Consider the following 22735-nt stretch of genomic DNA (forward strand, 5'->3'; position numbering starts at 1 on the left):
GTCTCTCTCCGCGGATGCGGACCTCTCGACCGATGCAACGTCAGACGCGGAGAGAACCCCTCATCCGGCGCGCTGGGCGCGCCACCTTCTCCCACAAGGGGAGAAGGAAGAAAGAAACAACGTGCTTGCCTATATCGCCAGACGCATCGTCTACGTCGTCCCGATCATCATCAGCGTGGCGCTGGTGTGCTTCCTTCTTGTGCACATCACGCCGGGCGATCCGCTGGTCGCCGTGCTGCCGGCCGACGCCTCGCAGGAACTCGCCGCGCAGCTGCGCGCCGCCTATGGCTTCGACCGCCCGCTGCCGGTGCAGTTCGGGCTGTGGCTGCTCCGGGCTCTCCATGGCGATCTCGGCAATTCCATCGCCACCGGGCGCCCCGTGCTCGCCGAGGTTATGCGCGCGGTCGGCAACACCGTCACGCTGGCGATCGCCGCTGCGATCATCGGCTTCACCATGGGCATCCTGCTCGGGCTGATCGCCGGCTATTTCCGCGAGACCTGGATCGACAAGGTCGCGACCTCCTTCGCCATCGCCGGGGTCTCGGTGCCGCATTATTGGCTCGGCATGCTGCTCGTCATCATCTTCTCGGTGCAGCTGAACTGGCTGCCTGCGGTCGGCGCCGGGCCCAGCGGCTCCAATTCCTGGGCCTGGGACTGGGCGCACCTGAAATATCTGGTGCTGCCGGCGATCACGACATCGGTGATCCCGATGGGCATCGTCACCCGCACGGTGCGCGCGCTGACCGGCGACATCCTCAGCCAGGATTTCGTCGAGGCGCTGCGGGCCAAGGGCCTGCGCGAAACCGGCGTATTCCGCCACGTCATCAAGAACGCTGCGCCCACTGCGCTCGCCGTGATGGGGCTCCAGCTCGGTTACATGCTCGGCGGATCGATCCTGATCGAGACCGTGTTCTCCTGGCCTGGTTCGGGCTTTCTGCTCAACTCGGCAATCTTCCAGCGCGACCTGCCGCTGCTCCAGGGCACGATCCTGATCCTGGCGCTGTTCTTCGTCTTCCTCAATCTGCTCGTCGATATCGCCCAAGCCGCGATCGACCCGCGCATCAAGCGGGGCTAGCGATGAGCGAGCTTCCGTTGTCCGCCACCACTGACGCCGCGCTTCAGGCCGCGCCCGCGACCAAGGCGCGCGGTTATTGGGCGACGGTCGGCCGCCGCATCATGCGCGACAAGGTCAGCCTGGCCTGCGCGCTGGTGCTGCTGCTGATCTTCCTGTCCGCGATCCTCGCGCCATGGCTGGGTCTCGAAGACCCTTACAGGGGCTCGATGATCCGCCGCCTGCGCCACATCGGCACATCGGGCTATCCGCTCGGCACCGACGAGCTCGGCCGCGACATGCTGGCGCGGCTGATCTATGGCGGGCGGCTGTCGCTGGTCATCGGCATTTTGCCTGTCATCCTTGCCTTCTGCATCGGCACCTCGCTCGGTCTCGTTGCCGGTTATGTCGGCGGCAGGCTCAACACCGCGATCATGCGCACGGTCGACGTGTTCTATGCTTTCCCGTCGGTGCTGCTGGCGATTGCGATCTCCGGCGCGCTCGGCGCCGGCATCCTCAACTCCATCGTGTCGTTGACCGTGGTATTCGTGCCGCAGATCACCCGCGTTGCCGAAAGCGTCACCACCGGCGTGCGCAACATGGATTTCGTCGAGGCCGCGCGCGCCTCGGGGGCCGGCGCCTTCACCATCATGCGCGTCCACATCCTCGGCAACGTGCTGGGCTCGATCTTCGTCTACGCCACCAGCCTGATCTCCGTCTCCATGATCCTCGCAGCCGGTCTCTCCTTCCTCGGCCTCGGGACGAAGCCGCCGGAGCCGGAATGGGGATTGATGCTGAACACGCTGCGCACCGCGATCTACGTCAATCCCTGGGTCGCAGCATTGCCGGGCGCGATGATCTTCGCGGTCTCGATCTGCTTCAACCTGCTCTCGGACGGCCTGCGCAGCGCCATGGACATCAGGAATTGACGATGATGATGCAGATGGACACTGGCGCGGCAGGGAAGGTCGTCATGCCCGGGCTTGTCCCGGGCATCCACGTTCGCCTTTCCGCGTGGCAAGGCGTGGATGGCCGGGACAAGCCCGGCCATGACGGCATCGAGGCATTGGCGCAGGCCATATGCGATCAAGGACTGCGGCCATGAGCGAGACCGCACCCTTCGAGATGCTGGAGCCTGTCGAGGATCGCGGCGGCGTTGCGCAGCCGCTGCTTCAGGTCAACGGCCTGACCAAGCATTTTCCCGTGCGTGGCGGCTTGTTCGCCGCAAAGCGCACCGTGCGGGCCGTCGACAACGTCTCCTTCACGGTGGCCAAGGGCGAAACCGTCGGTATCGTCGGGGAGTCCGGCTGTGGCAAGTCGACCACCGCGCGCCTCCTGATGCACCTGATGCCGCGCGATGACGGCGACATCATCTATGACGGCATGACCGTCGGCCAGTCACTTTCGCTGCGCGAGCTCCGCCGCGGCATGCAGATGGTGTTCCAGGACTCCTACGCCTCGCTCAATCCGCGCCTGACGATCGAGGAATCGATCGCCTTCGGTCCCAAGGTCCACGGCATGGCCGATGGCACCGCGCGCAATCTCGCGCGCGAGCTGCTCGGCAAGGTCGGCCTCCGCCCGGAGAATTTCGCCAACCGCTATCCGCACGAGATTTCCGGCGGCCAGCGCCAGCGCGTCAACATCGCCCGTGCGCTGGCGCTGTCGCCGCGGCTGGTGATCCTGGATGAGGCCGTCTCGGCGCTCGACAAATCCGTCGAGGCGCAGGTGCTCAATCTGCTCGCCGATCTCAAGCGCGAGTTCGGATTGACCTATCTGTTCATCAGCCACGACCTCAACGTGGTCCGCTACATCTCCGACCGCGTGCTGGTGATGTATCTCGGCGAGGTCGTCGAGCTCGGCCCGGTCGATCAGGTCTGGGATAGCCCTGCGCATCCCTATACGCGTGCGCTGCTGGCGGCGATGCCGTCCTCCGATCCCGACAGGCGCACCGAGACGCCGCCGATCACGGGCGATCCGCCCAATCCGATCGATCCGCCGCCGGGCTGCCGCTTCCATACCCGTTGCCCGTTTGCGGAGCCGCTCTGCGCAAATGCGACACCAAAGCTCACCGAGCTGGATAAGATGGGCCACGAGGCCGCGTGCTACATGGCTATACCGGGTTCAGGCCATAGCCGCGCACCCAGGGGAGAAATCGTATGACGAGACCGACACCGAAAGAGATCAAGCCGATCGCACACATCGCGGGCGTCCCCGTGGATGACGAGATCGCGACCCGCATCTCCAATTCCATCGGACCTGCCTTCGAAGGCTTTGCGGCCATTGCAGGCACGCTGCCGTTCGACCTCGAGCCCGCCGGCTATGTGCTCGCGCAGACGCAAAAGGTGTCGAAATGAGCACCGAACCCGCACTGATGACGCTCGCCGAGGTCGCGCGCGCGATCGCGGCAAAGCAGCTGTCCTCGCATGAGGTGACGCGCGCGCTGCTGAAGCGGATCGCGCAATGGCAACCGCATCTCAACGCCTTCATGTCGATTGAAGCGGATGAGGCGCTGAAGGCGGCAGAGACCGCCGACGCCGAGCTCGCCAAGGGCAATGTCCGCGGTCCCCTGCATGGCGTGCCGCTCGCGCACAAGGACATGTACTACGACGCCGGCAAGGTCTCGACCTGCGGCTCGCTGATCCGCCGCGACTTCGTGCCGACCACGACATCGACTGCGCTGCAGCGGCTGAAGGACGCCGGCCAGGTCAGGCTCGGGACATTGCATCTCGCCGAGTTCGCCTATGGCCCGACCGGGCACAACGCCCATTACGGCCCGGTGCGCAACCCCTGGAACGTCGCCCATATCACCGGCGGCTCTTCATCCGGCTCCGGTTCGGCGGTTGCGGCGCGATTGACCTATGCGGCACTCGGTTCGGACACCGGCGGTTCGATCCGCATGCCCGCCCATTTCTGCGGCGTCACGGGGCTGAAGACCACCGTCGGTCGCGTCAGCCGTGCCGGCGCGATGCCGCTGTCGCAATCGCTCGACACCGTCGGCCCGCTCGCCCGCACTGCCGAGGATTGCGCGCTGCTGCTGGCGCTGATGGCTGGCGCGGATCCGGCGGATTCCACCTGCAGCCACGAGCCGCTGTCGGACTATGTCGCCGCGACCAAGGGCTCGCTGAAGGGCCTGAAGATCGGCGTTCCCGCGTCCTTCTATGTCGACGATCTCGACAGCGAGGTCGCGCGCGTGCTGGACGAGACCATCGCGGTGCTCAAGCGCGAGGGTGCCGACATCGTCACGGTCGAGCTGCCGGACCAGCGGCAATTGTCGTCGGCGAGCCAGCTGGTGCTCGCCGCGGAAGCCGCCGCCTTCCACAAGCGCTGGATGATCGAGCGTCCCCAGGATTATGGCCCGCAGGTCCTGATGCGGCTCCAAAATGGCCTAGCCGTTCCCGCCATTACCTATCTCGAGGCGATGCGCTGGCGCGGGGCGGCGCTCGCCGCGCACAACGCAGCGACCGCGCACGTTGATGCGGTGATCGCGCCGGCCTCGCCCGTGCCGGCGCCGACCATCGAGGAGAGCGACGTCGGCGGCGGGCCGAATGCGCCGGCCATGGTGCAGCGGCTGACGCTGTTCACCCGCCCCGTGAACTTCCTCGGCCTGCCGTCGCTCACTGTGCCATCAGGCTTCACCAAAGCCGGCCTGCCGGTCGGCATGCAGCTGATCGGCCGTTCCTTCGACGAAGCCACCCTGCTCACCATCGGCGCCGCGTTCCAGCGCGTCACCGACTATCACGACCGATTGCCGAAACTGCCGTCATGACCAAGCTCGTCGAGATCTCAGGCCTGAACATCCGCTTCACCGGCGAGCGCACGGTCTATGCCGTGAACGACCTCAGCCTCTCGCTCGGCAACAGTGAGGTGCTGGGCCTGCTCGGCGAATCCGGTTCCGGCAAGAGCGTGACCTTGCGTGCGCTGATGCGGCTGTTGCCGAAGAAGCGCACGCAGATCTCGGGCACGGTCAACGTGCTGGGCCGCGACGTGCTCGCCATGAATGACGAGGAGCTGTCGTCGTTCCGCGGCCAGACCGTCTCGATGATCTTCCAGGAGCCCGCGCTCGCGCTCGATCCGGTCTACACCATCGGGGCACAGATCGCCGAAAGCGTGATGCGCCACGAAGGCAAATCTTATGCGGAGGGCAGGGCGCGTGCGCTCGAAATGCTCGAGGTCGTGCGCATTCCCTCCGCAAAGCGGCGCCTGGATGCCTATCCGCACGAGATGTCCGGTGGGATGCGCCAGCGTGCGATGATCGCGCTCGCACTGGCCTGCCGGCCGAAGATTCTGCTCGCGGACGAGCCGACCACGGCGCTCGATGCCACCGTGCAGATCCAGATCCTGCTGTTGCTGCGCGAGCTGCAGCGCGAATTCGGCATGTCCGTCATCTTCGTCACTCACGACATCGGCGTCGCGATCGAGATCTGCGACCGTGTCGCGGTGATGTATGCCGGCCAGATCGTAGAGCAGGGCAGTCTGCGCGACATCGTCCGCTCGCCGGTGCATCCCTACGCCAAGGGCCTGCTCGCCTCCACCATCCACGGCGCCAAGCGCGGCGCGCGGCTGGAAACCATTCCCGGCACGCCGCCCTCGCTCTCCGAGAAGCCCCACAACTGCTCCTTCGCGCCCCGCTGCAAGCTCGCCGAGCCGCGCTGCCTGGAGCGGCTGCCTGGGAATGTGGAGGTCGGCCCGGCCCGGGCGGCGAGATGCGTGCTGGCGGAGCCGGTCGCGGTAGCGCCGTAAACTGCGGCGCGCCACTGCGGGCGCAGCCGCGCTCCCTCGCGCAGCTCTTGCGGGAGAGGTGACGAGCCGAGTTCCCTACTTGAGAATTTTCTCCACGAAATCATCAACTTGTCTACTGTGCATGGGGTTGTTTTGGGCCCTTGAATCGAGACTCCCGCAACTGACCGGCCGCGAGCAGCATTCACACCTCATTCATCCCGGTTCCCGTTCCATGCGGGCATTCACGGAAGGGGGACTTAACGGATGCACATTTCCAACGAAGGCCTGCTCGTCATCCTCTTCGTCGGCCTGGTCGCCGGCTGGCTCGCCGGAAAGATCGTGCGGGGCGCTGGATTCGGCATCATCGGCGACATCGTGATCGGCATTGCCGGTGCGCTGGTGGCGAGCCTTCTGTTTCCCAAGCTCGGCATTCGTCTCGGCACCGGGCTCGTCTCCGAAATCGTCTATTCCGCGATCGGCGCGGTCATTCTGCTGCTGGTGGTCCGGCTGGTGCGTGGCGGCGGGCGGCTCTAGCCCGGCATTGGGGGCTGGAACTTTGGGTTTCTCCCTTTCCCCTGAAGCGGCTGAAAGCCTGCAAGAAAAAGCCGTAAGCCTGTGAAATTCCGGATTGCGCGAAAGGCAATCAGGGGTAGATGTGGCCTGTCAGGGGCCAGGATTATTTCGACCGCGTTGGACGGCCGGAAAACAGATGTTAATCCGCGGCGAGTACCCCCTGAATCGTCTTTGAAATCAGGGGCCTCGCCCCTTACCTGAAAGAGACAAGACTGATGGCAGCCATCCCTGGCGTCCGCCGTTCAGAGCTCGGTGACGCCTTGCGTGCTTGTCGCACGGCGTTCATCGGCGTCGGCTTGATGAGCTGCATGATCAACCTGCTCTATCTGACGGGGTCGATCTTCATGCTGGAGGTCTACGACCGGGTGCTGCCCAGCCGCAGCGTTCCGACCCTGGTCGGCCTCATCATCCTCGCCAGCTTCCTCTACATGGCGCAGGGCCTGCTCGACATGATCCGCAACCGGATCCTCGGGCGGATCGGCACCGCGCTGGACGAAGCCCTCAACAAGCGCGTGTTCGACACTATCGTGCGCCTGCCGCTCCTCGTCGGCAGTCGCAACGAGGGCCTCCAGCCGCTGCGCGACCTCGACAATGTCCGCTCCTTCCTCGGCGGCATGGGTCCGAGCGCGTTCTTCGACCTGCCCTGGCTGCCGCTCTATCTCGCGATCTGCTTCGCCTTCCACGTCATGATCGGCGTCACCGCGCTGGTCGGCGCCATCATCCTGGTCGGCCTGACGCTGGTCACCGAATTCATGTCACGCCAGCCGGCGAAAGAGGCGATGGGCCTTGCCGCCCAGCGCAACGATCTGGCTCAGGCCAGCCGTCGCAATGCCGAAGTCATGGTGTCCATGGGCATGGCCGGCCGCATGAACCAGCGCTGGAGCGAGGCCAACGAAAAATATCTCGCCGGCAATCAGCGGGCGAGCGACGTCGCCGGCGGTCTCGGCGCGGTCGCAAAAGTGCTGCGCATGATGCTGCAATCGGCGGTGCTCGCGGTCGGCGCCTATCTCGTCATCCACCAGGAGGCGACCGCCGGCATCATCATCGCCGGGTCGATCCTCTCCGCCCGCGCGCTCGCGCCGGTCGATCTCGCCATCGCGCATTGGAAATCCTTCGTCGCGGCGCGCCAGAGCTGGCAGCGCCTGACCCGCCTGTTGGAGCAGATGCCGGCGCAAGCGACGCCGACGCAGCTGCAGCCGCCCACCAGCCGGCTCTCGGTCGAAGGCATCGCCATGGTGCCGCCGGGCGACCAGCGCCTCATCGTGCAGGACATCACCTTTGCGCTCGCCGCCGGCAACGGCCTCGGGGTCATCGGGCCGAGCGGTTCCGGCAAATCGTCGCTGATCCGCGCGCTGGTCGGCGTCTGGCAGCCGGCGCGCGGCAAGGTGAGGATCGATGGCGCCGCGCTCGATCAATGGTCGAGCGACGTGCTCGGCCGCCACATCGGCTATCTGCCGCAGGACGTCGAATTGTTCGGCGGCACCATCGCCCAGAACATCAGCCGGTTCGATCCCGAGGCCACCTCGGATGCCATCATCGCGGCGGCCAAGGAGGCGGGCGTGCACGAGATGATCATCAAGATGCGCGAGGGCTACAACACGCAGGTCGGCGAGCAGGGCACCGCGCTTTCGGCAGGCCAGGCGCAGCGCGTGGCGCTGGCGCGCGCGCTCTATGGCAATCCGTTCCTGATCGTGCTCGATGAGCCCAATTCCAATCTCGACACCGAGGGCGACGAGGCGCTGACCCGCGCCATCCGCGCCGCGCGCGAGCGCGGTGCCATCGTCGTCGTGGTGGCGCATCGGCCGATCGGCGTCGAGGCGGTCGACCAGATCCTGGTGCTACGCGAGGGCCGCATGCAGGCCTTCGGTCCCAAGGAGCAGGTGCTCGCACAGGTGCTCCAGCCGCGCGCGACCCCGCCGGCCCCGATTAAGATCGTCAGCGAAGGCGGAGTGCCCAAGCCATGAGCACATTGGCGATCGGTGGACCTAAACCTGCCGCGAACAAGACCGTGCGCGATTCCATCAAGTTCCACCTGATGCTCGGGCTCGGGATCGTGCTGGTGCTGGTCGTTGGGCTCGGCGGCTGGGCTTCCACGGTGCTGATCTCGGGCGCGCTGATTGCGCCGGGCCAGATCGTGGTCGAATCCAACGTCAAGAAGGTGCAGCATCCGACCGGCGGCGTCGTCGGCGAGGTGCGCGCACGCGACGGCGACGTGGTCAAGGCCGGCGACGTCGTGGTGCGGCTCGACGACACCGTCACCAAGGCCAACCTTGCCATCGTCACCAAGAATCTCGATGCCGCGCAGGCGCGGGCGGCGCGGCTGCAGGCCGAGCAGCGCGGTCTCGACAAGATCGAGTTTCCGCAAAGCCTTCTCGAGCGCGCCAACGATCCCGACGTCAAAGCACTGCTCTCGGCCGAGACCAAGCTGTTCGACGTCCGCGTCAACGGCCGCACCGGACAGAAGGCGCAGCTGCGCGAGCGCATCACGCAGCTCAACGAGGAAATCTCCGGTCTCAGCGCCCAGGAGAAGGCCAAGGACCAGGAGATCTCGCTGGTGCAGAACGAGCTCACCGGCGTGCGCGAGCTCTACGACAAGCGCCTGGTGCAGATCTCGCGCCTGACCCAGCTCGAACGCGACTCGGCCCGCCTCAACGGCGAACGCGCGCAGTACATCGCCTCGCGCGCCCAGGCCAAGGGCAAGATCACGGAGACCGAGCTTCAGATCATCCAGATCGACAAGGACGTGGTCAGCGAAGTCTCCAAGGACCTGCGCGAGACCAACGACAAGATCGGCGAGCTGATCGAGCGCAAGGTCGCCGCCGAGGACCAGCTCCGCCGCGTCGACATCCGTGCGCCGCAGGACGGCATGGTGCTGCAATCGACGGTGCACACCATTGGCGGCGTCATCACCGCAGGCGACGCGCTGATGCTGATCGTGCCGCAGGCCGACGATCTCCAGGTCGAGGCCAAAGTCAACCCGGTCGACATCGACAAGCTTCAGATCGGCCAGAAGACGCTGTTGCGACTGTCCGCCTTCAACCAGCGCACCACGCCCGAGCTCAAGGGCGTCGTCAGCCGCGTGTCGCCCGACGTCACCACCGACCAGCGTACCGGCCAGAGCTACTACACCATCCGCGTCTCGATGCCCGCCGAAGAGATCGCCCGCCTCGGCGACGTCAAGATGATTCCCGGCATGCCCGTGGAAGCCTTCGTGCAGACCGGCGACCGCACCATGCTGTCCTACCTGATGAAGCCGCTGCACGATCAGCTGATGCGCGCCTTCCGCGAGAAGTGACGCGCGATAGCGCGTCGTCTTCACTCGTAATTGCGAGCACAGCGAAGCAAATCCAGTCTGTCTCTACGGAGAGATTTCTGGATTGCTTCGCTGCGTTCGCAATGACGACTTGGCTGCCAGTTTGCTATACTACGATCGCAAACAGCAACCCGGCGGTCGAACAATGCAAACCCTACCCTCCATCGCCACCGAATCCTTCTCCGATGCAGGCCGCGCCGTCGCGCGGCTCGAAGAGATCTACGAGCGCAATACGAAATTCCTGCGCGAGCGGTTCGAAGCCTATGTCGGTGGCGAAGCGATCACGACGCGGGTTCGCGCTTACTATCCGTTCGTCCGTCTCACTACCGCAACGCATGCGCGGCTGGATTCGCGTCTCGCTTACGGTTTTGTCGCCGGCCCCGGCGTGCACGAGACCAGCGTCACGCGGCCCGATCTGTTCCGCAGCTATCTCACCGAGCAGATCGGTTTGCTGATCCAGAACCACGGCGTGCCGGTGGAGATCGGCGAATCCGCCGAGCCGATCCCGATCCATTTCGCCTATCGCCGCGACATCAACATCGAAGCCGCCATCACCACCAGCGAGAACTCGTCCGTCACGCGGACGCTGCGTGATGCGTTCGACGTGCCTGATCTCGCCACGATGGACGATTCGATCGCCGACGGCACCTTCGAGCTGCGGCCGGGGGTGGCCGAGCCGCTGTCGCTGTTCCGCGCCGCCCGGGTCGACTACTCGCTGCGACGGCTCTACCACTACACCGGCACCGATCCCGAATACTTCCAGAACTTCGTGATCTTCACCAACTACCAGTTCTATGTCGACGCCTTTGCGCAGCTCTGCCAGCAGCGGCTTCAGTCCGGCGAGGCCGGTCTCGATGCTTTCGTCGCGCCCGGCAACGTGATCACCACCAGCGGCGGTGCCGTCAGCGGCACAGCGCCGGCGCGCACACCACAGATGCCGGCCTTCCATCTGGTCGCACCGGATTATCGTGGCATCACCCTGATCAACATCGGCACGGGCCCGTCCAATGCACGCAACGTCACCGATCACGTCGCCGTGCTGCGGCCGCACGCCTGGCTAATGCTTGGCCATTGCGCGGGCCTGCGCAACACGCAGCGGCTCGGCGACTACGTGCTCGCCCACGGTTATGTGCGCGAGGATCACGTGCTCGACCGCGAGCTGCCGCTGTGGGTGCCGATCCCGGCACTGGCCGAGATGCAGGTCGCGCTCGAAGAGGCGGTCGAGGACGTCACGGGGTTGGAAGGTTTCGAGCTCAAGCGCTTGATGCGCACGGGAACGGTGGCGAGCGTCGACAATCGCAACTGGGAGATCTCCGGCCCGGAGGTGATCCGCCGCCTGTCGCAATCGCGCGCAGTGGCGCTCGACATGGAATCGGCCGCGATCGCCGCCAACGGCTACCGCTTCCGTGTCCCCTACGGCACGCTGCTCTGCGTCTCCGACAAGCCGCTGCATGGTGAGATCAAGCTCGCGGGCATGGCCAGCGAGTTCTATCGCCGCCGCGTCGGCCAACATCTGGAGATCGGCCTGAAGGCGCTGGATCGGCTCAAGCAGCAGGAATCCGAGCGGCTGCATTCGCGCAAGCTCCGCAGTTTCGCCGAAGTCGCGTTCCAGTAGGATCAAGCTGCGCTTTGCTGCTGACAATCGGAGCGATCTTCAGCATTGTTCAGAGCGGGAGCTCGACCAGGACGACTTGATGCCACTCATGCGCGACAAGATCATCGGCCATGATCTGGAACGGCTGGCCTTTCGCTTCACCATGCTGAACGACGGTGATGTGGTGCAGTGCCAGATCAGCGACGCCGCGATGGACGAGCTCGCGGGCATGCAGGGTACCGAAAGCAGCGCACGCCAGGCGCAGTTCCTGTCGTTGCGCGAGACCATCGAACGGATCGCATCCGACCTCTACGACGAAGCGCCGCGCTTCCACGGCTATGTGGTGCGGATCTTCATGCGGCATTTGGGCAGGTAGCTGCGGCTCCATTCTCCGCTGTCATGCCCCGCGAAGGCGGGGCATCCAGTACTCTGCGGCCTCGATTTCAATCACAACCTCCTCGGAGTACTGGATCGCCCGGTCAAGCCGGGCGATGACAGCTGTGACGTGGTGACCTCGCTCCGACTCGCTTGAGTCACGCTCGTTCACCCCTCCAGCTTCCTCAGCAGCAGCTTCAGCGCCGTCACTGCGAAGACCTGCATGTTGCCGAACCGGTCGTGGCTACCGGTCTCCAGCGTCATCACCTCTACCGCTGGCCCTGCGACTGCCATGCAGCTATGGCCCGCGGCATCGCCGTAGCGATTGCCGGTGGGGCCGGCGGCGCCGGTCTCTGAGAGGCCCCAGTCGGAGCTGAATCGTGATCGCATCCGCTCCGCAAGCAGCTGCGCATAGGGCTCCGAGGACGAGCGAAAGCCCTTCATTCCTTCATCCGAAATATCCATCAGCGCGCGCCTGGCATCGCGGGTATAGACCACGGCGCCACCGAGGAAATAGGCGGACGCGCCGGGCACGGCGAGGAGGCTGGCTGAGATCAGCCCGCCGGCGGAGGATTCCGCCACGGCGATGGTCTGCTTGCGCGCGATCAGTTTGGCGGCGACCTGTTCCGCAATGCCGACGAGCTCTTTCATCCCTTTGACCTCTCCTTCCCTCGCAACCGAGCCCAGCCTTCCTAGCATATGACAGAAGGCTTGGCCGAGTTGCGGGCGACGGGCAGGCCTGCTTGAATGGCGGACAAGACGGAATGAGACGAGGAAACGTGAAGGAGGCGTCATGGCGTCCCTGATCGCTGGCGGGGTGGATTGCGATGTGCATCCGGCCGTGCCGCATCTGACTAGCCTGTTGCCGTACCTGAACGACTATTGGCGCGATCAGGTGACGACGCGCGGCATGGTCGATCTCGTCTCACAATCCTATCCCGAGAAATCGCCGATCGTGTCGCGGCCCGATTGGCGCCCAGAGTCCGGCAAACCCGGCGAACGCCTGGAGGACATGCAGCGCCATGTTCTCGATCCTTTCCAGCTCAGCTACGCCATCTGCAATCCGCTCTACGGCGTGCAGATGGTGTTCTCCGAGGACATGCAGGCGGCGTTCTGCCGCGCGCTGAACGATTGGCTCGCCAGGGAATGGCTCGATCGCGATCCCCGCCTGCGAGGCTCGATCGTGATCCCCACGCAAAGCGTCGAGAAGGCCGTGGCGGAGATCGAGCGCTGCGCGCAGGACAAGCGCTTCGTGCAGGTGCTGATGCTGGTGATGGGCGATACGCCGCTCGGCAAGCGCGCGCTGTGGCCGATCTACGCGGCCGCGGAGCGTCTGGAACTCCCGATCGGCATCCACGCCGGTTCCGCCTATCACAATCCGCCGACCGCGGTGGGATGGGGGTCCTATCACATCGAGGATTATGTCGGTCAGGCCCAGGCGTTCCAGACCCAGCTCACCAGTCTGATTGTCGAGGGCGTGTTCGCCAAATATCCGCGGCTGAAGATGGTGATGCTGGAATCCGGCGTCTCCTGGATCTCCCCTTATCTCTGGCGCCTGCACAAATTCTGGCGCGGGGTGCGGATGGAGACGCCGTGGGTCGACCGCGCGCCGCTGGACATTGTGCGCAGCAACATCCGCTTCTCGTTACAACCATTTGATGCACCGCCAGACTCGGCGACATTAAATCGCCTGTTTGATCATATGCAGTCGGACGAATTGGTCCTATTCTCCACGGACTATCCGCACTGGCAGTTCGATGGCCAGGACGCGCTGCCCGAAGGTCTGTCCCCCGATCTCGTGCGCAAGATCATGATCGACAATCCGCATGCGACCTATCCCCGCCTGAAATGAGCCCGCTGCCAAAGGAGGCAAGGCGATGAATATCCAGTTCCGCGAGAGCCAAGAAGCTGCTTCCCCACTGACGACGAAAACCGCGATCGCGGATTGCGACATCCATCCGGCTCGCGCCACCCGCACCGAGCTCTATCCCTATCTCGCCAAACGCTGGCAGCATCACCTCGAGATCTACGGTGTCCATGCCTATCAGGGCATGATGGAAGGCCCGCCCTATCCGAAAGCCCAGCCCAACGCCTCGCGCCGCGATGCCTATCCGCCGGAAGGCGGGCCGCAAGGCTCCTCACTCTCCTTCATGCAGAAGCAACTGCTCGATCCCAACAACGTGCAATTGGGCGTGCTCAACCCGCTCAACACCGGGCAGGGCATCCGCAATCACGAGCTCTCGGCCGCTCTCTGCTCGGCGATCAACGACTGGCAGATCGACAAATGGACCAGCAAGGACAAGCGGCTGAAGGCGTCGATTGTCGTTGGCAATGAGGACGGGCTGTCGGCCGCCGCCGAAATCCGCGAGCGCGCCGGCGACAAGAATTTCGTCCAGGTGCTGCTGCTCAGCCGCAATGTCGAGCCGCTCGGCCAGCGCCGCTACTGGCCGATCTACCAGGCCGCGGAAGAGGCCGGCCTTCCCGTCGGCGTGCACGCCTTCGGCTTCGGCGGCAATCCGATCACGCCCTCGGGCTGGCCGTCCTATTACATCGAGGAGATGGTGGGGCACTCGCAGTGCCAGCAATCGGCGCTGGCGAGCCTCGTGCTGGAAGGCGTGTTCGAGCGCTTCCCGAAGCTGAAGATGGTGATGATCGAGGCCGGCTTCGGCTGGGCGCCGTCGCTGGCATGGCGGCTGGACAAGACCTGGCAGCGCCTTCGCAGCGAGGTCCCGCACGTGAAGCGGCCGCCGTCGGAATATATCCGCGAGCAGGTGTGGTGGACGACGCAGCCGATGGAAGACCCCGAGCGGCGCGAGGATCTGTTCGACGTCATCAACTGGATCGGCTGGGACCGGCTGTTGTTCGCAACGGACTATCCGCATTGGGATTATGACGAGCCGTCGCGCGTCTTGCCGGCAGGTGTCAGCGAGACAAATCGCGAGGCGTTCTATCTCGGCAATGCCAAGAAGCTTTACGGACTGGCTTGATGGCCCGTCATGTGATCGCCGCGGTCGACGAGCTTCCGCCGGGCACGCGAAAATTTCTGGAGATCGACGGACGGCCGATCGCCGTCTTCAACATCAAGGGTGAATATTTCGGCCTGATGAACCGCTGCCCGCATCAGGGCGCGGCGCTGTGCGAGGGCCCGCTGATCGGACTCGCGCAATCCAGCGATCCCGGCGAGATCGAATACACCAAGCTCGGTGAAATCATCCGCTGCCCCTGGCACGGCTGGGAGTTCGACATCCGCACCGGCCAATCCTATTGCGATCCCCGCCGCTTCCGCGTGAAGGCCTATCCCGCTCATGTCGAGCCGGGCGCCAGCGTGGTGAAGGGGCCGTATGTCGCCGAGACCATCCCGGTGAAGGTCGAGAGCGACTACGTGGTGGTGGAGCTGTAGATCCCACGGTCATTCCGGGGCGATGCAAAGCATCGAGCCCGGAATCCATCGTGCGACGGGAATGCTGGGAGAAATGGATTCTCCGATGCGCAATTGCGCATCTTAGCTCGCGCTATGCGCGCCCCGGAATGACACCGTCTAATGCCCCGCCACCGGCTCCGGCACCGCATCATAAACGGGCACCGTGCCGCCACCGCGATACACCGTCGAGGCCGCGATGATGCCGAGCAGGGCTGCGAACATCAGCCAGAAGCCGGGCGCCGCCTTGTCGCCGGTGCGTTCGATCAGCCAGGTCGAGGCAAACGGCGTGAAGGTGCCGAACAGGGCGGCGGCGAGTGCGAAGGCGAGCGAGAAGCAGGTGGTGCGCACATGCGCCGGCACGATCTCGACGAGTGCGCCGAGCATGGTGCCGCTGTAAACGCCGAAATAGAACGAGAACATCATCTCGACCGCGAGCAGCTTGCCGAAGGTCGGCGCCGCCACCAGCCAGTGCAGCGCCGGATAGGCGGTGACGAGCGAGAGGCCGGCAATGGCGAGCAGCACCGGCTTGCGGCCGATGCGGTCGGACAGCGCGCCGCCGACCGGATTCCAGATGAAGTTGCTCACTGCCACCAGTAGGGTCACGAGCAGCGCGTCCTGCGTCGACAGCTTCAACACGGTCTTGCCGAAGGTCGGCGTGTAGACGGTGACGAAGTAGAACGTCGTCGTGGTCAGGATCGCGATCATCATGCCGAGCACGACGATGCGCCAGTTGGTGAGTGCGGAGGCGAACACCTCGCGCGTCGTCGGATGCTTCCTCATGGCGAGAAAGGCCGGCGTCTCCTCCAGCGTCCGTCGCAGGACGAAGATCAGCGGAATGATCAGGCAGCCCACGAAGAACGGAATGCGCCAGCCCCAGGCGGCCACCGTGTCGGCCGGCATCAGTTCGGAGAGGATGAAGCCGAGGATCGAAGCGACGAAGATCGCGACCTGCTGGCTCGCCGATTGGAACGAGGTATAGAAGCCGCGATTGCCGGGCGTTGCGATTTCCGCGAGATACACTGATACGCCGCCGAGTTCGACGCCCGCCGAGAAGCCTTGCAGCAGCCGGCCTGCCAGCACGATGATTGGCGCCGCGATGCCGATGGTTTCGTAGCTCGGGCAGAACGCGATGACGACGGTGCCGAACGCCATGATGCCAAGGGTGACGATTAGCCCCTGACGGCGGCCGATGCGGTCGATATAGGCGCCGAGCACGATCGCGCCGACGGGACGCATGAGTGCGCCGAGCCAGAACACGCCGAATGTGTTGAGCAGCGAGGCCGTCTCGTTGGTGGAGGGGAAGAACGCCTTGCCGATCGCGGCGGCATAGAAGCCGAACAGGAAGAAGTCGAACTGTTCGAGGAAATTGCCTGACGTTGCGCGCAGGATAGCGCCGATGCGCGAGTTGATCGCGGGTGGATTGGTCGATGCGGCTGATCCAGCCATGGCGTTCTCCCCTTGGAAAGGCGTGGCAGGCCGAAAATCGTCCTTTCGGCAAGGCGACAGATTGATGCTGCGACAATCTGCCATACCCCTTCCCGCGCGGGGCGAGGCGAGTCAACCGCTTTTGCCGGCGAAGCTGATGATTTTTCAGGCTTTATTTTGCGCTGCAGCGATCATCCAGTCCCGGAAAGCGACCAGTTTCGGCGCCTCGCGCCGGCCCTCGGGTGAGACCAGGTAGAAGCCGGCGTCCGCCGGCAGCGCGATCTTGAAGGGCACCACCAGCCGGCCCTTGGCGATGTCGTCCTGGACGTAGGACGTGCGTCCCATCGCCACCCCGATGCCGTCGATCGCGGCCTGGATGGTCATGAAGATCATGTCGAAGGTGATGCCGGGGTGCCTCGCGATATCGGAGGGCAGGCCGGCCGCTGTCAGCCACAGCCGCCAATCGTCGCTGTTGGCGTTGGAGGTGTGCAGCAGTGGATGGTTGCTCAGATCCTCCGGCCGGCGCAGCGGCTTGTCGCCGCGCAGCAGTGAGGGGCTGCACACCGGAAACAGCTCGTCCGCCATCAGCCAGTCGGCGCGCAGGCCCGGCCATTGGCCGCGGCCATAGCGGATCGCAGCATCCACGTCGTCGCGCTGGAAATCCACCAGGCTGGTCGAAGTGGTGATGCGGACATCGATGCCGGGATGCTGCTCCTGGAAATCGGCGAGCCGCGGCAGCAGCCATTTCGCGGCGAGCGAGGCCAGCGTCGACACCGTCAGCACCTTGTCGTCGTCCTTGCGCAGCAGGCGGTCGGTGGCGAGTCGCAGGTCGTTGAAGGCAGCGCGCACACCGGGGAGGTAGTCCCGCGCCTCTGGCGTCAGCGCCAGCGCGCGGTTCTGCCGGACGAACAGGCGGATGCCGAGCTCCTCCTCCAATCTTCGGATCTGATGGCTGATCGCGGTCTGGGTCACATTCAGCTCGCTCGCGGCCAGCGTGAAGCTGAGATGGCGCGCGGCGGCCTCGAACGCCCGCAATCCGTTCAAGGAGGGCAATCTGGCAGTCATCTGGCAGCAGGATACATGACGTTATTTCATGCGAAAAGGTACAAATTGTCGTTTGTCGCGGCGCAACAGAAGGCGGATACTAGCAGTCAACTTAGCTCAAGGAGCTGAAGATGTCCATTTTGACCCAGAATTCGATGACAAATCATCATGCGCTTGGTCTGCTCTACCAGATCGGTGACACCCTTCATGTCTGGCACGAGCGCTATCGCAACAGGCGCGAGCTCTCCAACTGGACGGCCCGGGATCTCCAGGACGTAGGCCTCTCCTGGTCCGATGTCGCCTATGAGGCCGAAAAGCCCTTCTGGCGGGCCTGATTGGCCGCCAGGCCGGCGCCGCCTGAGCACAGGGGCGCCGGCGGTCCTCTTTCCCCACGGCATGTGTATGAGCACGCTTCGCCTCGAAGACCTCGCGCAATATTCGGATACACTGCGCACACGGCAGGGTGACGCCGTCACCGTCCGCTTCGTCGAGCCGCGCGACACCGACGAGCTCCAGCACTATTTCCGCTCGCTCTCGACCCGCTCGCGTTACAACCGCTTCTTCGGCGCGATCAGCGAACTGCCGAAGGGATTGCTGCACGATTTCCTCGAGGTCGGGGGGCACGAGCGCTTCACCGTCGTCGCGACCATGATGGTCGATGGCTTCGAGACCATCGTCGCCGAGATGCGTTATGCGCTCCATGCCGAAACCGCGACGGTCGAGTTCGGCATGTCGGTCGACGATCGCTGGCACGGCCACGGCATCGCCACCGCGCTTCTGAAGAACCTCGAGTGCCGCGCCGCTGCGCTCGGCGCCGAGCATATCTTCGGCGACACGCTGCGCTCCAACGAGACCATGATCTCGCTCGCGCGCAAATCCGACTTCACGTTCGTCAACCATCCCGACGATTGGAAGCTGGTGCGCTTCGACAAGGAGATCGCGGTCGCACCGAAAGACATTCCTTGCGCGAGCTGGCGCCTCGCCGCCCTTTCCCGTCAGGCCGATAGCCCCTCAGCCTCGGCCTGACACCACTGCAAGCCCGGCCTGGTGAGAACCAGCGCCGGGCGTCTTTTTGCGCAGCAAGCCCAGTTGCATCCCGCGAAGCGCCGGCCTCTGATGGTCGAGAACGTGTCGCTTGGATCAGCTGATTGTCAAGCGCACGGCCGCCCTCTAGCTTGAAGGAAGGGGTCTATCCGGCCACTTGTTTGCCGATGAACTGAAAAAGCCGCTTATCACATGCGCGTTGTCATTCTCGCACTGTCGCTATTTGGTATTTTGGCGTGCCCGGGGACAGCGGAAGCACTGGATTGTCCAATTCCTCTGAATATCTGGTCCCCACCAGCTGGCAGCGATGAAATCCCCGCTGAACAAAGACGTCGCGATGTGGAAGACCGCTTGAACCTCTATCGGCTCAAGCAGGCGCCGATCCTATTTCGCGGCCGCATCGTCTCCGCGCGCTATCTAACGGATGCCCGCAAGACGAATATCCCGATCAGCCTCCTCGTTTTTGATCGCGTCGAGGTTTTGAAGGGACGGCTATTCACGACGTCGAAAGATCGAAAAGCCTTCGTCATCAGCGAAGGATGGTGTGATGCCAGCTGCAGTGGCAAGACGGCAACGGGAGAATGGCCGCCTGGAAAAACTGTCGGTGTGGCGGCATATCCCAATACGTTTGCCGATCCGTGGAAGGCGGTGGAGACTACCACAAAGCGGGTCGTCTATCGCGGTCGAATTGATGCTAGGTTTGGACCGTGCGGCGGTGGATATCTGAGTGACCGGGCACTAGAGCTGTTCAATAATCACGACGAGCTCGGTCGTACAAAGCGCTAATCCGCACAGCGTCGCGTTGACTGATGCGTCCGCGCTCCATCCGAGTTACTGATGAGCGCCTATTTTACCGTGAACACCGGCTTGCGCTTCTCGATGAAGGCCTGCACGGCCTCCTTGTGATCCGCGGTCGTGGTCAGGCGCACCAGCCGTTCCGCCTCATGGTCGCGGGCGGTTTCGAAGTCGAACAGCACGGCTTCGTCGAGATTGTCCTTCATGTAGCGCAGCGCCAGGCGCGGACCTCCGGCGAGCGACCTCGCCAAGGCGAAAGCTTCGGCCTGCAGCTTGTCATCAGGCACAACACGGTTGACGAGGCCGATCGCTTCAGCACGTGCCGCATCGACGCGGTCGCCGGTGAACATGAGTTCGCGCGCCCGCGCGGTGCCGACGAGGCGGGTGAGCAGCCAGGCGATGCCGTAGTCGCCGCTGAGCGCGATGCGGGCATAGCCGGTGGCGACGAAGGCCGATTGCGCGGCGATGCGGATGTCGCAGGCCATGGCGATGGCAAGGCCCGCGCCGACCGCGGGGCCGGGCAGGGCGGCGATGGTCGGCTTGCGCACCGACACCAACGCGCCCGTGAGCAGCCGCTGCCGCTCCTGCAGATCGGCGACGCGCTCTTCCAGCGACATCTCCAGCTTCTTCGGATCGCGATGCGCGCCCATGCCCTTGACGTTGCCGCCGGCGCAGAAGGCTTCGCCCGCGCCGGTGAGCAGCAGCGCGCCGACATCCGGGTTCTCGCCGCAGCTCCGGATCATCGTGCGCAGCGCCGGCGTCAGCGCATCCGACAGCGAGTTGCGCGCCTCCGGCCGGTTCAGCGTGATGATGGCGACGCGGTCGCGAATGACGCAGAGGAGTTCGTTCGTGCCGGTGTCGATGGTGGTTTCCGTGCTCATGTCGCCTCCCATTAGCTTCGTCATTGCGAGGAGCGAAGCGACGAAGCAATCCAGTCTGCTTCCGCGGAGGCATCTCTGGATTGCTTCGCTTCGCTCGCAATGACGGTTGTTGTTGCCTTATCGGCTCAAAAATTCTCCACCCAGGGCCGCAGCTCCAGCTCCCAGCTCCAGGCGCTGCGCGGCTGCTGCAACACGCTCCAATAGCTCTCTGCGATCGCGTCGGGATCGAGCATCGAATCCGGCTTGTCCGCGGGTTCAGTGCGCGCGGCACTGCGAATGCCGCCGTCGATGACGAAATGCGCGACATGGATCCCTTGCGGCGACAATTCGCGTGCGAGGCTCTGCGCCAGCCCGCGCAGCGCGAACTTGCCCATCGCGAACGACGCCGACTGAGCATAGCCCTTCACGCTGGCCGAGGCGCCGGTGAACAGGATCGCGCCATGCTTGTTCGGCAGCATGCGCTTGGCCGCCTGCTGCGCCACCAGGAAGCCGCCATAGGCGCTGACCGCGATCGCCTGCGCCACATCGGCGGGGACGAGATCCACGAACGGTCCGCGGGTGCGGCCGCTGGCGTTGTAGACGACGAGATCGGGCGTGCCGATCTCGCGCTCGACGAGGCCGAACAGCCGCTCGACTTCCTCGGGGTCCGTCGCGTTGCAGGCATAGGCCTTGGCGCCGGTCGCGGTGCAGAGCGCGCCGAGCTTCTCGATCTTGCGCGCGGCAAGGGCGACGCGGATATTCTGGGCGGCCAACAGCCGCGCCAGCGACGCACTCAATCCTTCGCCGGCGCCGACGATGAGCGCGATCTTGTATTTCGGGTGTTCCATGGCGTGATCTCTCGCAGACGGGGAGCCGTTGATCTATGCATGGTCCGCGCGGAGAACCAGCCGGAGCGTTCACAATTCCGCACAGCGAATTGCTCACGCACGGCGATCATGCGGCCCTGACGATTTGCGGCTTTATCCGCGTCCGCCGCTGGAGCATGATCGACATCATCCCAAGCGGCAAGCGCCTAGACAAGTGAAGACTTGCCCCCGGGCGGAAACGAAGAGGACGATCATGCACAAGCCGGTCCAAGCGCAGCCCGAAAAAGTCGCGGCCGAGCCGTCCGGCCTGCTGGCGCCCGACACCTCGGGCATGAACTTCTACCGCGCCGATCCGGCGCTGACCGACCTGTTGCGCATCCATCTGCCTGATAGACTTTTCCGTCACATCGAGCCGCATCTCGACCGTCTCGGCGAACTCGCCGGCGGCGTGCTCGACGAATGCGCGCGGCTCGCCGACCGGCACACGCCCATTCTGCACCAGCGCGACAAGTTCGGCCGCGACGTGCAGTGGATCGAATATCATCCGGCCTATCGCGAACTGGAGAAGGCCGCGTTCGGCGAGTTCGGCATTCACGCGCTCTCGATCCGCAAGGGCATCATGGGCTGGCCTGACAAATATCCTGTTGTCGCCAAGCACGCCTTCACCTTCCTGTTCAACCAGACCGAATTCGGCATGGGCTGCCCGATCAACGTCACCGACGGCTGCGCAAAACTGCTGGCGAATTTCGGCAGCGACGCATTGAAGGCCAAATATCTCGGCGGTCTGACGCAGACGGACATGAGCAAGCTCACCCAGGGCGGCCAGTTCATGACCGAGAAGGAGGGCGGCTCCGACGTCGGCACGCTGACCACGCGCGCGGCGCAGGAGGGCGACCATTGGCGCCTCTATGGCGAGAAATGGTTCTGCTCGAACGCCGACGCCAAGGTGGTCATGCTGCTCGCGCGCCCCGAAGGCGCCGGCCCCGGCACCCGCGGTGTCGGTCTGTTCCTGATGCCGCGCTTCCTCGACGACGGTTCGCAGAACCACTACCGGATCGTGCGTCTCAAGGACAAGCTCGGTACCCGCTCGATGGCCTCGGGCGAGATCAAGTTCGAAGGCGCCATCGCCTATGCGGTCGGCAAGCTCGACCGCGGTTTCGTGCAGATGGCCGAGATGGTGAACTCGTCGCGGCTCTCCAATGGCGTCAAGTCCACCGCATTGATGCGCCGGGCCTATCACGACGCGATGACGGTCGCGAAGAACCGCGTGGTGTTCGGTCAGCGCGTCATCGACCTGCCACTGGGACGGCGGCAGATGCTGAAGATCATGCTGCCGGTCGAGCAGGCGCTGTCGATGAGCTTCCTCACCGCCGATGCGCTCGACCGCGCCGAAGCCGGCAGCCAGGACGCAGCGGCGCTGTTGCGCATCCTCACGCCGACGCTGAAATTCCGCGCCACCCGCGACGCGCGAAAGGTCTGTGGCGATGCGCTCGAGATGCGCGGCGGCATCGGCTATATCGAGGAATTCGCGACACCGCGCCTGCTGCGCGACGCCCATCTCGGCTCGGTCTGGGAAGGCACGGGCAACATCGTCGCGATCGACGCGCTCAGGCGCGCTGTCGGTCGTCACGGCGCGGAGTCCGCGCTCGCGGCCGATCTGCATGCCCGGCTCGACGACAGCGCGACCGTGCCGC

The 22735-nt window shown here is 64.7% G+C and carries 24 protein-coding genes; 19 read left to right on the forward strand and 5 right to left on the reverse strand.

All coding sequences use genetic code 11. The features are described 5' to 3' along the window. Positions 1–121: 121 nt before the first annotated feature. From SE91_RS00005 to SE91_RS00055, 12 genes are all read left to right on the forward strand, one after another. Positions 122–1075 (forward strand): ABC transporter permease, encoded by a 954-nt coding sequence (locus SE91_RS00005; protein ID WP_061846130.1) that lies wholly within the window; start codon positions 122–124, stop codon positions 1073–1075. A gap of 2 nt (positions 1076–1077) precedes the next feature. Further along, the gene (locus tag SE91_RS00010) at positions 1078–1980 is read left to right on the forward strand and encodes an ABC transporter permease (protein ID WP_061846131.1); all 903 of its coding nucleotides are present in this window, start codon (positions 1078–1080) and stop codon (positions 1978–1980) included. 2 nt (positions 1981–1982) lie between these two features. Next, the gene (locus SE91_RS36770; protein ID WP_197489588.1) at positions 1983–2156 is read left to right on the forward strand and encodes a hypothetical protein; all 174 of its coding nucleotides are present in this window, start codon (positions 1983–1985) and stop codon (positions 2154–2156) included. After that, the gene (locus tag SE91_RS00015; protein ID WP_061846132.1) at positions 2153–3211 is read left to right on the forward strand and encodes an ABC transporter ATP-binding protein; all 1059 of its coding nucleotides are present in this window, start codon (positions 2153–2155) and stop codon (positions 3209–3211) included. The genes SE91_RS36770 and SE91_RS00015 overlap by 4 nt, the downstream gene beginning before the upstream one ends. Further along, complete coding sequence (locus SE91_RS00020; RefSeq protein WP_061846133.1) at positions 3208–3405, forward strand: hypothetical protein; 198 nt, start codon at positions 3208–3210, stop codon at positions 3403–3405. The genes SE91_RS00015 and SE91_RS00020 overlap by 4 nt, the downstream gene beginning before the upstream one ends. Then, positions 3402–4817 carry an Asp-tRNA(Asn)/Glu-tRNA(Gln) amidotransferase GatCAB subunit A gene (locus SE91_RS00025; RefSeq protein WP_061846134.1) on the forward strand — a complete coding sequence of 472 codons (1416 nt, stop codon included), beginning with the start codon at positions 3402–3404 and terminating at the stop codon, positions 4815–4817. The genes SE91_RS00020 and SE91_RS00025 overlap by 4 nt, the downstream gene beginning before the upstream one ends. Further along, positions 4814–5791, forward strand: coding sequence for an ABC transporter ATP-binding protein (locus SE91_RS00030; protein ID WP_061846135.1), 978 nt, complete (start codon positions 4814–4816; stop codon positions 5789–5791). The genes SE91_RS00025 and SE91_RS00030 overlap by 4 nt, the downstream gene beginning before the upstream one ends. 243 nt (positions 5792–6034) lie before the next feature. Next, complete coding sequence (locus tag SE91_RS00035) at positions 6035–6304, forward strand: GlsB/YeaQ/YmgE family stress response membrane protein (protein WP_008541453.1); 270 nt, start codon at positions 6035–6037, stop codon at positions 6302–6304. Between the two features lie 254 nt (positions 6305–6558). Then, entirely contained in the window at positions 6559–8307 is a 1749-nt protein-coding gene (locus SE91_RS00040; RefSeq protein ID WP_061846136.1) for a type I secretion system permease/ATPase, read from the forward strand. After that, positions 8304–9638 carry an HlyD family type I secretion periplasmic adaptor subunit gene (locus tag SE91_RS00045; RefSeq protein ID WP_061846137.1) on the forward strand — a complete coding sequence of 445 codons (1335 nt, stop codon included), beginning with the start codon at positions 8304–8306 and terminating at the stop codon, positions 9636–9638. Before SE91_RS00040 ends, SE91_RS00045 begins: the two co-directional genes overlap by 4 nt. Before the next feature lie 163 nt (positions 9639–9801). After that, the gene (locus tag SE91_RS00050) at positions 9802–11271 is read left to right on the forward strand and encodes an AMP nucleosidase (RefSeq protein ID WP_061846138.1); all 1470 of its coding nucleotides are present in this window, start codon (positions 9802–9804) and stop codon (positions 11269–11271) included. Positions 11272–11359: 88 nt separating this feature from the next. After that, complete coding sequence (locus tag SE91_RS00055) at positions 11360–11626, forward strand: DUF1488 family protein (RefSeq protein ID WP_008541473.1); 267 nt, start codon at positions 11360–11362, stop codon at positions 11624–11626. A gap of 167 nt (positions 11627–11793) precedes the next feature. On the opposite strand, the gene SE91_RS00060 is transcribed toward SE91_RS00055, so the two are convergent. Next, positions 11794–12276, reverse strand: coding sequence for a CinA family protein (locus SE91_RS00060; RefSeq protein WP_008541474.1), 483 nt, complete (start codon positions 12274–12276; stop codon positions 11794–11796). A 142-nt stretch (positions 12277–12418) separates the two neighbouring features. On the opposite strand from SE91_RS00060, the gene SE91_RS00065 reads away from it, so the two are divergent. From SE91_RS00065 to SE91_RS00075, 3 genes are read left to right on the forward strand one after another with little or no spacing between them, the layout of a single operon-like run. Next, positions 12419–13477, forward strand: coding sequence for an amidohydrolase family protein (locus SE91_RS00065; protein WP_061846139.1), 1059 nt, complete (start codon positions 12419–12421; stop codon positions 13475–13477). Positions 13478–13502: 25 nt separating this feature from the next. After that, complete coding sequence (locus SE91_RS00070; RefSeq protein WP_061846140.1) at positions 13503–14612, forward strand: amidohydrolase family protein; 1110 nt, start codon at positions 13503–13505, stop codon at positions 14610–14612. Further along, entirely contained in the window at positions 14612–15025 is a 414-nt protein-coding gene (locus tag SE91_RS00075) for a Rieske (2Fe-2S) protein (RefSeq protein ID WP_008541477.1), read from the forward strand. Before SE91_RS00070 ends, SE91_RS00075 begins: the two co-directional genes overlap by 1 nt. Positions 15026–15163: 138 nt before the next feature. Here SE91_RS00075 and SE91_RS00080 read toward each other — a convergent pair whose 3' ends face one another. Both SE91_RS00080 and SE91_RS00085 read right to left on the reverse strand, forming a co-directional pair. Beyond that, positions 15164–16492, reverse strand: coding sequence for an MFS transporter (locus tag SE91_RS00080; RefSeq protein WP_061846141.1), 1329 nt, complete (start codon positions 16490–16492; stop codon positions 15164–15166). A 144-nt stretch (positions 16493–16636) separates the two neighbouring features. Further along, on the reverse strand, positions 16637–17536 hold the full coding sequence (locus SE91_RS00085; protein WP_061846142.1) for a transcriptional regulator GcvA: 900 nt from the start codon (positions 17534–17536) through the stop codon (positions 16637–16639). A 110-nt stretch (positions 17537–17646) separates the two neighbouring features. On the opposite strand from SE91_RS00085, the gene SE91_RS00090 reads away from it, so the two are divergent. The 3 genes from SE91_RS00090 to SE91_RS35815 all read left to right on the forward strand — a co-directional run bounded on the left by SE91_RS00090 (position 17647) and on the right by SE91_RS35815 (position 19345). Beyond that, positions 17647–17850, forward strand: coding sequence for a DUF1127 domain-containing protein (locus SE91_RS00090; RefSeq protein ID WP_008541482.1), 204 nt, complete (start codon positions 17647–17649; stop codon positions 17848–17850). A gap of 67 nt (positions 17851–17917) precedes the next feature. Further along, complete coding sequence (locus tag SE91_RS00095; RefSeq protein WP_061846143.1) at positions 17918–18541, forward strand: GNAT family N-acetyltransferase; 624 nt, start codon at positions 17918–17920, stop codon at positions 18539–18541. Positions 18542–18751: 210 nt separating this feature from the next. Continuing rightward, positions 18752–19345: a hypothetical protein gene (locus SE91_RS35815; protein WP_156489385.1), complete on the forward strand. Its 594-nt coding sequence runs from the start codon at positions 18752–18754 to the stop codon at positions 19343–19345. A gap of 59 nt (positions 19346–19404) precedes the next feature. On the opposite strand, the gene SE91_RS00100 is transcribed toward SE91_RS35815, so the two are convergent. Beyond that, positions 19405–20235 (reverse strand): enoyl-CoA hydratase, encoded by an 831-nt coding sequence (locus tag SE91_RS00100; RefSeq protein ID WP_061850838.1) that lies wholly within the window; start codon positions 20233–20235, stop codon positions 19405–19407. A 125-nt stretch (positions 20236–20360) separates the two neighbouring features. After that, on the reverse strand, positions 20361–21062 hold the full coding sequence (locus SE91_RS00105; protein ID WP_060737238.1) for an SDR family NAD(P)-dependent oxidoreductase: 702 nt from the start codon (positions 21060–21062) through the stop codon (positions 20361–20363). 232 nt (positions 21063–21294) lie between these two features. On the opposite strand from SE91_RS00105, the gene SE91_RS00110 reads away from it, so the two are divergent. Continuing rightward, a partial coding sequence (locus SE91_RS00110) for an acyl-CoA dehydrogenase family protein (protein WP_061846144.1) occupies positions 21295–22735 on the forward strand: 1441 nt, incomplete at its 3' end.

Origin of the sequence: Bradyrhizobium sp. DOA1, assembly GCF_001593325.1 — a bacterium.
Classification (GTDB): Bacteria; Pseudomonadota; Alphaproteobacteria; order Rhizobiales; family Xanthobacteraceae; genus Bradyrhizobium.